We start from the raw sequence: 12,248 nt of genomic DNA, 5'->3' as shown, positions 1-12,248 counted from the left end.
TGTCCGTATACTATATGAACCAGATCATGAATACAGACGTTCAAGTTCGTCGACCAGACTGCCGACATAAGCAACTGCAGAACGAATCGGCTCAGGTCCGGACATATCCACACCCGCGAGCTTCATTAACTCCTGCGGCGTGAGACTTCCACCGGCTTTGAGTGCTTCAAGCCAGCGATCTACAGCTGGCTGTCCTTCTTCCCGGATCTGCTGTGCAGCCGCTGTGGAAGCCGTCAAGCCTGCCGCATAGGTATATGGATATAGTCCCATATAATAATGAGGTTGTCTCATCCATGTGAGTTTGGCCCCTTCATCAATAACCAGATCAGGTCCCCAGAATTCGGAGAGAATGTCTCCTTTGAGCTGACTTAATGTCTTGGCCGTAATGGGCTCATCATTGGTTGCGAGTGCATACACCCTGCGCTGTAATTCCCCTTCCAGCAGATGTGTAACGAAGTTATGGTAATACGTATTCAACAGTTGCAAAATGACCCAACGACGCATTCTCGGATTATCGGAACGCTTCAATAGATGATCTGCCAGCAGCATTTCATTCATGGTCGACGGTGCCTCGATAAAATAAAGAGATGGGCGTGTATTCGTGAGCTTTTGGTAACGTCCCGCGAGCATAAAGTGGCCTGCATGTCCTACTTCATGCGCAAGCGTAAATGCCCCACGCATATTGTTCGCCCATGAAATTAGAATATAGGAGTGCGAACCATATATAGAGGAGCAAAATGCCCCTGTGGATTTGCCTGCATTATCTGCGTAATCCACCCAGCGATCACTGAATGCGCGCTCTACGATCTCGCCATACTCTGGCCCAAGCACATCAAGTGCTTCACGAATGAGTGTGCACGCCTCATCATATGTAATGGCAGGGCTAAATTCAGGATCAAGCGGGGCCTTCAGATCACAGAACATCAGCTTGTCCAGACCCAGTTCGCGTTTCTTGAGAGCAGCCAGTCTGCGCATATGAGGTGCGAGTTCCTGCTGGATAATATCGAGCACATTATTGTACATCTCTTTGCTCACTTGCTGTGGGCTAAGAAGCATATCTGTAACATCGTCGTAACCACGTAGTCTGGATAAAACAACCTGTTTCTTCACTTCGGTTGCATAGCCTTCTGCGAACGTATTTTTGTACTCATTCAATGTCGAGCTGAACGCTGCATAGGCAGAACGGCGCAGCTTCGTATCAGACGACATCTCATAATTATTTTCATAGAATGACCAAGATAACGGACGATTATTGTCCTCTCCATCGAGGGCATCGTCAAACGTCATGTCTGCCAGTTTACCGCGCAGATAGATTCGGTATGGCGAATCCAGCACCTCTCCAAGTGAAGCGAGTACCTTCTCGGTCTCGGGCGTAAGCCGATGTTCTTTTTCTCGAATCAAACGCTCCAAACTGCGCGCATACGGCTCCAATCCCGGAAGTTCTTCAAGGTAGCGCTCCACTGTTCCGTCCGGCAGATCAACGATCTCCGAATTGACAAAAGACAAGGACGACGACAGATTCGATAGGATATCTCCTGCCTTGGCTGAATTCTCAATATTCACTGGATTAGTACTGTCCTCTGATTGCTTCAAACGGGCATAGGAAGCCGTCTTGCCGATCCGCTCTTGCAAAGCTTCACGCGCATCCAGACAAGCCAGCAATTGCTCAGCGCCTTCGCCCAGACGCCCTTTGAACGTTTCGATCTGGGCCGCAGCCTCAGGAAGTGATCGAAGCTCCTGCTCCCACTCTACATCGGTTACAAACAAGTCTCTCAAATCCCAAGTCGTTTCTGGGTTTACCTCAGCACGTGTACGTATTTTTTCCATCTTTAGTTGTCATCCTCCTTGCATTTTCCAATATCTCTCATCGTATCATATTCCGCTTATATATACATGACATCTACTAAAATGGTTCAGGGGAGTATAGATTGGACTAAAGATTATTCACACTTACCACTCCGATGACAGAACAACCTTCCGATCGCTGTTATCCCCAGATTTTTTGATTCCCTTTTTCAAAGGTGAAAATCCGGTGATAAAGGCGAGGCGTATGCTTCCGATGTAGCTTTCTTTCAGAAAGCTTTTAGCTCCGCTTCTTCAGGTTCTTTCTGTCCTCTACGTTCTCGTGTGAATGTTTAGTTCCATCTATATAAAAGGGTAACTAGGATAAAGGCCAGTATATGCTTGCAATGTAGCTTTCTTTCAGAAATCTTTTAGCTTCGCTTCTTCAAGCTATTTCTGTCCTCTACGTTTCGTATAAACTTTTGCTCATGTGACCAAAATTTAAAAGTGACTAAAAAACCGCCGGGTAATGGAAAAATCCATTTACCCGGCGGTTCATTATATATCTTACTTATTTAGCTTTCTTTCCATATTACATTTTCACCGTAATTTTTACCCCAGTTATACATTGCGTGCAGGACAGGCATCAGGCTCTGACCGTGATCTGTCAACGTATATTCCACCCGTGGAGGGACTTCTGCATACACTTTACGCTCAATCAGCTTGTCTTCCTCCAGCTCACGTAGCTGGTTGGTCAGCATCTTCTGGGTAATATGAGGGATTAGGCGTTTCAGCTCACTGAAACGTTTGGTGCCTTCCAGACCCAAATGCCACAAAATAATCAGTTTCCATTTGCCACCGATCACCGCAAGGGTCAATTCCTTCTCACAGTTGATTTCTTTCAGGTTAATCCGTTCCTTGACTTCGGCTGCCATGGCTCCGAGCCCCCTCATCTTCAATCTTATATCGCGTATATTACGCATATCACGGGGACACTTCACAAGAGGTAAGCTTTCCGCTCCATGCATGATGTAATAAGTACATTCATTCGATACAGCTATCTATTAATTCTACTACAGCCTGGTCGGGATGCAAAGTTTAAGTGAAAATCACGAATAAAATCTATACAGATGAATGACTTTACATCGCAGAAAAGACCAGAACCCTTTGCAATCAAAGGATTCCGGTCTTTCTTTCATCTAATCGCTATTCCAGGTTCGCGTGGCGGCCAAACATATCCGCTCCGGTCATTCCCTTCATTTCCATCATCGTAAGGATGAGTGCATCCATGCCAATCAACAGTCCCTGTTCGAACAACGAGCCCATCGGCTGAATGGTTACATCCGCTCCGGAAGTTGCTGTGTCCTCTTTGGCTGAAGCCGGGAGGCGCACTACCGTAGTCGCCAATTGCCCTATCGTGGACTCTGGCTTGATCGTAATCAGACCGACAGGCGCACCTGCCGAACTAGCTTTCTGAGCCATCGCTACGAGGCTACCTGTTTCTCCTGAGCCTGAGCATAACAAGAGAAAGTCCTTCGAGCTGATCCCAGGTGTAACAGTCTCACCCACCACATATACACGAAGCCCCATCTGCATCAATCTCATGGCAAAAGCCTTTCCCATAAGACCTGACCGACCTGCTCCAGCCACAAAAATCTGTTCCGCAGCCAGAATGTGTTCAGCCATCGCTTGCATCTCTGCATCGTCGATCTGGCTTAGCGTACGTTCCAGCTCCTTCAAGATGTCAGCTGCGTACTGTGTTTTGCTCATCTGCTTACCCTTGTTTAACGAGACGTTGCATTTCAGCTGCAACTGCGGCTTTGTCTGCTTGTCCTGTGATACCGCCGCCTACAATAACCAGATCCGGTTGTGCTTTGATTACTTCTGGCAATGTTTCCAGCTTGATTCCACCAGCGACAGCCGTTTTAGCATTTTTCACAGCAGCTTTGATCGTTTGCAGATCTTCGAACGGGCTTTGTCCTTCAGCTTGCAGGTCATAACCTGTGTGTACACAGATGTAATCTACGCCAAGCGCATCAATTTCACGAGCACGTTGTTCCAGGTTAGGCACATTGATCATGTCCACAAGAACTTGTTTGTTTTGTTTCTTCGCTTCTGCTACTGCACCTTTGATTGTACTGTCATTGGTTGCTCCAAGCACAGTGATCAGGTCCGCACCAGCTTCAGCTGCTTTCATGATTTCATAACCACCAGCGTCCATGATTTTAAGGTCTGCAAGAACTTGCAGATTAGGGAATGCTTCTTTCATCGCTTTTACCGCGTGCAAACCTTCATTAATAACGATTGGTGTACCAATCTCAACGATATCAATATATTGTTCAACCTCTTTAACTAGTGCGATACCTTCAGGGATGTTTACCAAGTCGAGTGCCAATTGCAATTTCATCATTTATTTCTCCTTTGTTGTTCAAGTATGAGTCGTTCTGTAAAAATAATAATCAGATATTTAGCCTGCACCAATTTGTCTGTTCAGATGCATGCAGTGTTTGTTTGGCTACTCACTCATTGTAGACCCTGACTATCCATTCAGGAAGTACGCACTTTGAAGTGGGGTAGTTACTTGCACGATACTATTGAAAATTATTCGTTGTTAGGTGAATCATCCCATTAGGTGTTCCATATAAAAGACCCCGCCACATAGGCAGGGCCCTTCTCATTTCCAACCCAGCAGCGCTGGTTTTACGAAATTTCATTTTACAGGAATCATTTTCATAACTCACTAAAAGGTATTATGAAATTGAATCACAGATATACAGGTTTCACACATACCGGCTTGGATACACCTGTGCTGTGACCAGTGTATTTCAGACGTCCGCTCTCCTGATCCACTGTGAATGTCACGATGTTGTTGGTATCGCGGTTAGCTGCGATCAACAGTTTGCCGTTAGGTGTCAGAGCAAAGTGACGCGGGTGCTCACCTTCTGCAGATACATGCTCAACCAGTGTCAGGTGACCTTTGTCTGCATCTACTGCAAATACAACGATGCTATCATGTCCACGGTTTGAACCATACACATAACGTCCATCATTGGAAACTGTAATTTCCGCTGTTGTATTTTCTTTGCCATCATATCCATCAGGCAATGTGGATACGGTAGACAATTCAGTCAACGTACCCGCTGCTGCATCATACTGGAACGAAGTAATGGAAGAATCCACTTCGTTGATCACATAAGCGAATTGACCATTCGGGTGGAACGCCAAGTGACGTGGGCCAGCTCCCGCATGCGTTTTGGTTTCACTGTGCAGTACAAGTTCATTCTTGTCTGCATCAATGGAATAGATCGCAATTTTATCCGCACCCAGATCCTGTACCATCATGTATTTGCCATCCGGGCTGAAGAATGCGGAGTGCACATGTGGCTTGTCCTGACGTTCAGGATGCGCACCTTGGCCTTCATGTTTCTTCTCGTCCAGAAGCGCTCCTACTTCACCGTTATCCGTCAAGGCTTGCAGACCTACCAGACCACCGTGGTAGCTGGAGAGGATCAAGTATTTTCCGGAAGGATCACGCTGGATATGACATGGTGGAGCTGAAATGGAGTCATTCCGGTTCAGCAACGTTAATTTTCCTGTAGAAGGATCAATGCTCAGAGCTACAGCTTCAGACATTTTATTGCCTTCAGCTGACGCTGTTTCACCAATCGCATACAGTTTGTTACCCTCAGCATCCACGTTGACAAACGTTGGGTTTTTCACACCAGCGATGCCGTCAAGTTTGGACAAGCTGCCTGTATCCTCATTCAATTCATATGCATAAATGCCCTCATTTTCCGTTTCGGCATAAGAGCCAGCAAGTACGAGCAAGCGTTTTGATTCACTCATTACAGTTTCCTCCTCTATGTGTATGTAATCTTGTTGCACCTCTTCTATAATAAATCTGCCATATCAAAATAGCAATCCGCTGTCGCTTCACATCCGTAAAATCATCGGTTAAACAACGGGTGGAATGCAAGCGATCATACTGAAATCCATTCATATGAGGTGCACCTTCTGCTATGATAAGATAGGTTTTTCATCCAGAAGGGACTGAACTGCATTGCTTCACTCATTTTTACTCACGTTATACCATGTATTCCTGCCGATATCACTTCCCGTGATCGGAGGTATTCTGTTAAAACGCTTCAAGAATTGGGATACCCGGTCACTCTCGACCTTTTCCCTTTATATTTTGAGCCCTGCGCTCATCTTCAATACATTGCTGCATGCCGAGATTACATGGACAGACGTCACCAGCACGTTCTGGTTCTCCATTATTAATCTGATTGCCCTCTGGGCACTCGCCGAGCTGTTAAGCCGGGTTTTCCGTCTGGGTGCAAGCGAAAAAGCGGGTCTCACCCTCGTCTCCACGTTTACGAACTGCGTGAATTACGGGCTCCCGCTTGTACTGCTTGCCTTTGGTCAGCTTGGACTGGACAAGGCTTCCGTCTACGTCATTGGACAGATGATCATTGTCAATACGGTGGGTATCTTTTTTGCCGCGAGATCCGAATTCACGGTGAAAGATGCGATTCTATCCGTTTTCCGCATGCCATCCATCTATGCTGCTGGTATCGCCATTGCGCTGCGCGCGTCCAATCTGAGCCTGCCTGACGCACTTGATGGAGGGATTTCCATGCTGGCTGCGGGCTATTCTCCTGTCGTTCTTGCCATTCTGGGAGCACAGATGCTCAGACCAAAAGGTGCTACAGCGCCTTGGCTGCCCAATGTACGCCGAGCCTTCTGGACCGGGCTTGTAGTCCGTCTCGCAGCTGCACCGATCCTCTCCTGGCTAATTCTGACCGCGCTACAGGTCGAGGGTACGTTGTTCAGTGTGCTGCTGATCCTCGCATCGATGCCGACCGCAGTGAACGCCGTTATTTTGGCTGAACAGTTCAATGCTTCTCCGCAGTTTGTATCCCGTTGCATCCTGTGGACTACCGCTGCATCCATGTTGATGCTGCCGATTATGATTGTGATGGCTTCCTGATTAATACCGGAGGCGATACCGACGCCAGATCCGCTTGTCGGCGTTTCTCCAGCCGGCGTTCATAACGCCGGTTGAGTGCTCTGACGTAGAAGAATTTCACGACAAAGTACGAAATCACACCCAGAATGACACCGAACACAGACATACCTGCCAGAATATCTAATCCTCCTAGCAACAGTTCACTCACCGCCGACCAGTTACCACGAAATAGCTCCATGAATGCACTCTCGTGTACCAGTCCCTGTCCCATGCTGTGAGCAGGCAGAATCCAGGAACCAATCTGCTTCGCGAGCGGCATCAGAATGATAGGCAAAAACGTAAGTTTTCCAATCACGTTACCAACAATCGCTGCTGGCATCGAACCTCCAGACAGTCGCACAATGGGATAAAATACGAGATATATCAGGGATGCGGTCGAGATCACGATCAGTTCCAGTCCGAACCCTATGGCAAATCCGGTAGATACTTTATGGGCACCTCCGGGAGCACGTAACAATTTGAGAAAATTCAGCTTCATCGCACGTGTTAAACGTACCCAGCGGTTAGTCTTGCTCTTCTGTGTGGTCATACCGAACTTCTCCTTATTTTGCACAAATGACGACTTGAATCGTCTATTCTTTAGTATATCACACTGCGTTTGCTCCAGTGGTAACAATGACTGGCTGTGTCTGCATCTCGACATTTCCTGCCACCGCTCGGGAGATCATGCAGGATGATTCAGCCTTGTGCGCCAAGCGCTCGGCTTTGGTCAGATCCGCCTCAGAGGCATCTGCGCTGAGCACGATCCGGGGTCTATGTACGATCCGTTCGTACGTAAACACGTTATTTGTAACATCTACCGTTGCTTCTGACTCCAGCGTCAACTCATCCGGCGTAATATCCGAACGCTCCAGCATCGCTGCCAGCGTGATCAGGTAACAGGTCGAGGCTGCACCCAACAGCATCTCGTCCGGGTTGGTTCCCGTACCGGGGCCGCCCATCTCCTGCGGAATCGATATGACCGTTTTTAATCCACCTGCATCAATGGTTCCCTCACTGTTACGTCCACCATTCCATACCGCTTTCAGATGAAAAGGATGTTTCATGACATTCATTCCTTTCTGATTTACACACGTATACACGTAATATTTTGTTCGATCAATGCGCTAACCTGCTCTTCATCTACACCCTGATCTGTAATCACTTTTCCCACACTGCTCATCTCAGCGACTCTGGTAAACGCCTGGATGTTAAACTTGCTGGAATCTGCAAGTAAAATGACCTCATCCGCAATATGGATCATCTTTTGCTTCACCAAGGCCTGCAATTCATTGGATTCACTGATACCTTTGGTCAGATGCACACCTTTACAAGACAGAAACACTTTATCCACATGGTAAGCATCCAGCGAACGTTCCGCCAGCGGTCCTACAAAAGACAGTGACTTCGAAGCCAGTTGCCCACCTGTGGCAATCACACGAATCTGCTCCTTGTTACTCAGCTCTGCGGCGACCTTAATCGAGTTGGTTAATACCGTCAGTGGGATGTTCGGCAATCCTGCCGCCATATACCACGCCGTTGTACTTGCATCCAGGGCGATCCGGTCGCCGGATTCCACCATTTTCACCGCTTCGATTGCAATTCTGCGCTTCTCTTCTGCATGGGCTACAGCCCGTTCCGGATACGGAATCTCCGACTGTAACTCTTCCTTGTATTTCACGCTGACCGCCCCGCCATGGGACCGTCTGAGCCTGCCCGCCTGTTCGAGCTTGTCCAGATCACGACGAATCGTCTCTTCCGTCACCCCGCAGCGCTCACTAAGTTCGGTCACACGCATGCTGCCTTGCGTATCCACCCATTCCACTATTTTCTCATACCGTTCAGCTACGAGCATATTCCTTCACTCCAAACCGTTGATTATCCAGTTGATCCTGTTCATCCATCATACCACAGTGCGATCACAAGGAGAATTTGGTCCACGTGCAAAAAGAGGGAGCTTTCGCCCCCTCCATTCCAGTTCTGAAGTGTATCTTATTTATCTTCTGCCATAGGGAACCAGCCCGGTGTGTGGATAATTGCATTCCACAATCCGTCAGGGATAACCAAGCGCTCCTGATCCGATTTGGTCAGAATCGTTTCGATGTCTTCTTCCCGTCCACTCTCGATTTTCTCAACCCAATCCGGTTCGATAATCAGCTCACGTCCAATTGCAAGCAATGGTACTCCTGTTTGAAGCGCTTCAGCAGCCTCAGCAGCTGTATGAATCGCACCCACCCCGATCACAGGCAATTTGCCGTTCACACGATCCAGAATAAATTCGATTCTTGAACGCGTATCTGCTTCGCCACGTCTTGGTTTGGACCAAAACTCGTTCACAGAGACATGAAGGTAATCCAGGTTTTTATCTTTCAGCGCATCCACTAGCAGGTACGTTTCTTCCATCGTGAGTCCCGGTGTTTCCGGTTCTTCCGGGGAGAAGCGATAGCCAATGATGAACGGCAGTTTCGTATGTTCGGCAACAACTTTCTGAATCTCGTCCACTACAGCAAGCGGGAATGTCAGACGTTTCTCTACACTTCCGCCCCAACGATCTTCACGTCGGTTGGAATGCGGGGAGAAGAATTGCTGGATCAGATAACCGTTCGCACCGTGAATCTCAACACCATCAAATCCGGCTTCGATTGCACGACGTGTCGCTTCACCAAAGTCTTTGATAATGGAAGTAATCTCAGCATCCGTCAATTCTCTTGGTTCAGGAGATCCTGGACGCTCACTCGCAACTGCACTAGGAGCAACCACTTGACCCGCAGGTACAGCTTGTTCCGGAGTCAGACGGCCCGCATGGAAAATTTGCAATACGGCTACAGAGCCCTGTTGTTTAATGGTATCAGCCAGTTTTTTCAGACCAGGAATGAAGCGGTCGTCATAAACACCAAACTGAGCCGGGAAACCAATACCAGTCTCAGTTACATGCCCTACAGCCGTAATCGACATGCCAGCACCACCGGTGCGACGTGCATAATAAGCAAGTTCAGCGTCGGAAATAGTACCATCAGCATTTGAGGACATATGAGTCATCGGAGCGAGCACGATACGGTTTTTCAGTGTAATGCCAGTCGGTAGTGAAACTTGTTCGAACATCTGGTTAAACTTTGGATTCATTCGTGGTTCCCTCCTGATTATAAATATCTCTTTTAATAGATATATGAATATATGCGTTCACTTACTGTAATGATTATAGTTACGTTTCACCGCAATTGCAACTCTTCATTTTCAGAAAGGAAAAAAAGAGCAGAGTGTCTTCAGACTCTCGGCCCCCTCATCTTCTTCACTCTATTCAAAAGATTTTCAGAAACTCCGAATGTAGGCCAGCTTCTGATCCATCTCTTCCACGCATTCGAAACAGTCGTGTTCATCATTGGCAACCATCGGTGTTACCGGATACAGATTCATCTCTGTACTGTTATAGGATTTGATCAGCGGCAGCAACTGAGTCACTCGTGTATTGGCAGGATCAAGCCAGGTGTTGATCTCTTCTTCGGAGAGAATGGCTGGCATTTTGCTGCCAAATTCGCGTGTAACCATGTTCGCGCCTGTCATAAGCATCGTGCAGGTCCGAAGCGGCTCTTTCCGTGTGTCTTTCCATACTTCATATAAACCAGCAATGCCAAACAAGCCACGATCTGGCATAACAACACGAACCGCATAACTTTTTTTGCCCTCTTGCCGCCAGTAATACAATCCGTTGCACGGAATAACGCAGCGCTTGGTCTCTACCAGTTTGTAATAGGAAGGATTCTCATGCACGGTCATGAGATTCGCGTTAACGGCATCACGACCCCAGAATGGAATGAACCCCCACCGGAACTCATCCAATACACGCTCACCATCCTGATGCAAAATGATCGGCGTATGCTGAGTTGGGCTGATATTGTATCGGTTTTTGTAATAATACATCACTCGCTGAATCTTGAAATGATCTCTGACTTCGTCCAGATCGGCTGCCAATGAAAAACGGTTGCACATGCTCAAGCACTACCTTTCCCTGTGTAAGTTGGATGTATTGTTTGTAACTTTAGGGAAATTATGCATGCACATCGAACAGAAAATGACTTATTTTGACACCATTAGGGTCGGATCAAGATATATTTCATGTTTTTCACGACAAAAACAACGACCTCGGACTCATTTCAATCCAACTATTAATTGTTACGATAATAGAGAATAAAATACATTTATTGGAGGTTTTAAGTATGAAAAGGAAGTTTTTATTGAGCATCATGTTGTTCTCGGCGATTGCCATGTTCGGCAGTACCATCTATGCGGCAACCTTTCTAACCTACGGTTATCCCAGCACCACCATCCCCATTCGCACGTATAATTACGCCTCCGCATGGCAGACCCCTATGGACGCTTCCCTTGCCAACTGGAACAATGCAGGTGCCAAAGTTCAATTCACCAAAACAAGTAACTCTCCGAACACCATCACCGCAGGAAACTTCAATAACACAGCATATGGTGTCAACTACGCCTCCGTATCCGGCAGTCAAGTTGTAAGCTTCCGCATCGAACTCAATGCATCCACGATCACCCCTGACGCGACCAACTTATCCAACTTCATTCAAAGCGTATTCGTCCACGAACTCGGACACTCCGTATGGCTCGGTGACAACCCGACAACAAGCAGTCCTTCCATTATGTCTTACTCCCGCAACCGCAATTCCATGACCCAACCCCAAACTTTTGATATCAACAACGTAAGATCCAAGTACTAATCCGCTACGAACTCATTCCAAAATCCAAGGAGGATTCCTGTCCATGAACAAAAAACGAGTATTAACGCTTCTTCTCTCTTCCATTTTCATTCTATCTGCTGTTGGCTGCTCTTCTGTTACACCTACCGCGTCCCCGTCCGATGCACCCTTGACCATCATTGCTTCTGAAGATTACCCGAGTTATACCAGCATTGGCGACCTGTCCGAGAGAGCAAATACCATTGTGAAAGGCAGTGTGGTTGAGACTCGTGTGGAAGCTTTAAACGATATCGTACAAGCTACCGATGCTGCGAATGAAAACGAGTTAAACCCAGCGTCCGATCCGGGCGGAGAGCCGTCTTCTTTTGAGAAAATCTATACGATCCACACGATTCAGGTCGCTGAATCCTATAAGGGCGGTTACACTGCCGGGGAACACATTGAAGTGAAGCAACTTGGCGGACAACTAGGCAACACCGAGATTATAAATGATGATAACCTCAAGCTGATCCCTACCAAAGACTATGTGCTTTTCCTGGAAACGTATGAAGACACCCCTGCCAGCCTGCTCAACTCCGTTCAAAGTCTCTACGTAATCAAACCTGCCGCCAAGTCGAACCAACCAGGTCAGCAACAATCACAATCGGAAGTCATCGTGAGCGCAAACCCCGAGAATGACCTCACACTGCAACTGGAGGATCTGCAAGAAATTCAGAACGAACAAAAGAAACAATAACCAATAT

Annotated in this window: 13 protein-coding genes; 3 read left to right on the top strand and 10 right to left on the bottom strand. The window is 47.3% G+C overall.

Features of this window, described 5'->3' with window-relative positions:
• Positions 1–24: 24 nt before the first annotated feature.
• From pepF to PAHA3_RS06510, 5 genes are all read right to left on the bottom strand, one after another.
• Positions 25–1,827 (bottom strand): oligoendopeptidase F, encoded by a 1,803-nt coding sequence (pepF, locus tag PAHA3_RS06530; RefSeq protein ID WP_062833990.1) that lies wholly within the window; start codon positions 1,825–1,827, stop codon positions 25–27.
• A gap of 530 nt (positions 1,828–2,357) precedes the next feature.
• Positions 2,358–2,717, bottom strand: a complete 360-nt coding sequence (locus PAHA3_RS06525) for a winged helix-turn-helix transcriptional regulator (RefSeq protein WP_062833989.1) — start codon at positions 2,715–2,717, stop codon at positions 2,358–2,360.
• A gap of 271 nt (positions 2,718–2,988) precedes the next feature.
• Positions 2,989–3,552, bottom strand: coding sequence for a 6-phospho-3-hexuloisomerase (hxlB, locus tag PAHA3_RS06520; RefSeq protein ID WP_062833988.1), 564 nt, complete (start codon positions 3,550–3,552; stop codon positions 2,989–2,991).
• 4 nt (positions 3,553–3,556) lie between these two features.
• Complete coding sequence (hxlA, locus tag PAHA3_RS06515) at positions 3,557–4,189, bottom strand: 3-hexulose-6-phosphate synthase (protein WP_036670570.1); 633 nt, start codon at positions 4,187–4,189, stop codon at positions 3,557–3,559.
• Positions 4,190–4,545: 356 nt separating this feature from the next.
• The gene (locus PAHA3_RS06510) at positions 4,546–5,628 is read right to left on the bottom strand and encodes a lactonase family protein (protein WP_062833987.1); all 1,083 of its coding nucleotides are present in this window, start codon (positions 5,626–5,628) and stop codon (positions 4,546–4,548) included.
• A gap of 214 nt (positions 5,629–5,842) precedes the next feature.
• Here PAHA3_RS06510 and PAHA3_RS06505 point away from each other — a divergent pair, with 214 nt between their 5' ends.
• Entirely contained in the window at positions 5,843–6,772 is a 930-nt protein-coding gene (locus tag PAHA3_RS06505) for an AEC family transporter (protein ID WP_062833986.1), read from the top strand.
• Here the strand turns inward: PAHA3_RS06505 and PAHA3_RS06500 are convergent.
• From PAHA3_RS06500 to PAHA3_RS06480, 5 genes are all read right to left on the bottom strand, one after another.
• Positions 6,750–7,289 carry a DUF2062 domain-containing protein gene (locus PAHA3_RS06500; RefSeq protein ID WP_371327928.1) on the bottom strand — a complete coding sequence of 180 codons (540 nt, stop codon included), beginning with the start codon at positions 7,287–7,289 and terminating at the stop codon, positions 6,750–6,752. The genes PAHA3_RS06505 and PAHA3_RS06500 overlap by 23 nt on opposite strands.
• Before the next feature lie 109 nt (positions 7,290–7,398).
• Positions 7,399–7,857 (bottom strand): OsmC family protein, encoded by a 459-nt coding sequence (locus PAHA3_RS06495; protein WP_062833984.1) that lies wholly within the window; start codon positions 7,855–7,857, stop codon positions 7,399–7,401.
• 20 nt (positions 7,858–7,877) lie between these two features.
• Positions 7,878–8,645, bottom strand: a complete 768-nt coding sequence (locus tag PAHA3_RS06490) for a DeoR/GlpR family DNA-binding transcription regulator (protein ID WP_062833983.1) — start codon at positions 8,643–8,645, stop codon at positions 7,878–7,880.
• A gap of 137 nt (positions 8,646–8,782) precedes the next feature.
• On the bottom strand, positions 8,783–9,913 hold the full coding sequence (locus tag PAHA3_RS06485) for an NADH-dependent flavin oxidoreductase (RefSeq protein ID WP_062833982.1): 1,131 nt from the start codon (positions 9,911–9,913) through the stop codon (positions 8,783–8,785).
• Between the two features lie 186 nt (positions 9,914–10,099).
• Complete coding sequence (locus PAHA3_RS06480) at positions 10,100–10,777, bottom strand: SOS response-associated peptidase (protein WP_062833981.1); 678 nt, start codon at positions 10,775–10,777, stop codon at positions 10,100–10,102.
• 227 nt (positions 10,778–11,004) lie between these two features.
• Here PAHA3_RS06480 and PAHA3_RS06475 point away from each other — a divergent pair, with 227 nt between their 5' ends.
• Together PAHA3_RS06475 and PAHA3_RS06470 are read left to right on the top strand one after the other, a co-directional pair.
• Positions 11,005–11,526, top strand: a complete 522-nt coding sequence (locus PAHA3_RS06475) for a hypothetical protein (RefSeq protein ID WP_062833980.1) — start codon at positions 11,005–11,007, stop codon at positions 11,524–11,526.
• Positions 11,527–11,569: 43 nt separating this feature from the next.
• A complete protein-coding gene (locus tag PAHA3_RS06470; RefSeq protein ID WP_062833979.1) occupies positions 11,570–12,241 on the top strand; it encodes a hypothetical protein in 672 nt (223 codons plus the stop codon).
• The last annotated feature ends 7 nt before the right edge of the window (positions 12,242–12,248 follow it).

It is taken from the genome of Paenibacillus amylolyticus, from assembly GCF_001570725.1.
Lineage (GTDB): Bacteria > Bacillota > Bacilli > Paenibacillales > Paenibacillaceae > Paenibacillus > Paenibacillus amylolyticus_A.
This window is presented reverse-complemented; position numbering and strand designations above follow the sequence as displayed.

What these genes read in the sequence shown, in the direction of transcription:
- PAHA3_RS06490 (WP_062833983.1), bottom strand. Translation starts at nt 8,645, where the DNA reads ATGCTCGTAGCTGAACGGTATGAGAAAATAGTGGAATGGGTGGATACG.
- PAHA3_RS06495 (WP_062833984.1), bottom strand. Translation starts at nt 7,857, where the DNA reads ATGAAACATCCTTTTCATCTGAAAGCGGTATGGAATGGTGGACGTAAC.
- PAHA3_RS06525 (WP_062833989.1), bottom strand. Translation starts at nt 2,717, where the DNA reads ATGGCAGCCGAAGTCAAGGAACGGATTAACCTGAAAGAAATCAACTGT.
- pepF (WP_062833990.1), bottom strand. Translation starts at nt 1,827, where the DNA reads ATGGAAAAAATACGTACACGTGCTGAGGTAAACCCAGAAACGACTTGG.
- PAHA3_RS06500 (WP_371327928.1), bottom strand. Translation starts at nt 7,289, where the DNA reads ATGAAGCTGAATTTTCTCAAATTGTTACGTGCTCCCGGAGGTGCCCAT.
- hxlA (WP_036670570.1), bottom strand. Translation starts at nt 4,189, where the DNA reads ATGAAATTGCAATTGGCACTCGACTTGGTAAACATCCCTGAAGGTATC.
- PAHA3_RS06510 (WP_062833987.1), bottom strand. Translation starts at nt 5,628, where the DNA reads ATGAGTGAATCAAAACGCTTGCTCGTACTTGCTGGCTCTTATGCCGAA.
- PAHA3_RS06475 (WP_062833980.1), top strand. Translation starts at nt 11,005, where the DNA reads ATGAAAAGGAAGTTTTTATTGAGCATCATGTTGTTCTCGGCGATTGCC.
- PAHA3_RS06480 (WP_062833981.1), bottom strand. Translation starts at nt 10,777, where the DNA reads ATGTGCAACCGTTTTTCATTGGCAGCCGATCTGGACGAAGTCAGAGAT.
- hxlB (WP_062833988.1), bottom strand. Translation starts at nt 3,552, where the DNA reads ATGAGCAAAACACAGTACGCAGCTGACATCTTGAAGGAGCTGGAACGT.
- PAHA3_RS06485 (WP_062833982.1), bottom strand. Translation starts at nt 9,913, where the DNA reads ATGAATCCAAAGTTTAACCAGATGTTCGAACAAGTTTCACTACCGACT.
- PAHA3_RS06470 (WP_062833979.1), top strand. Translation starts at nt 11,570, where the DNA reads ATGAACAAAAAACGAGTATTAACGCTTCTTCTCTCTTCCATTTTCATT.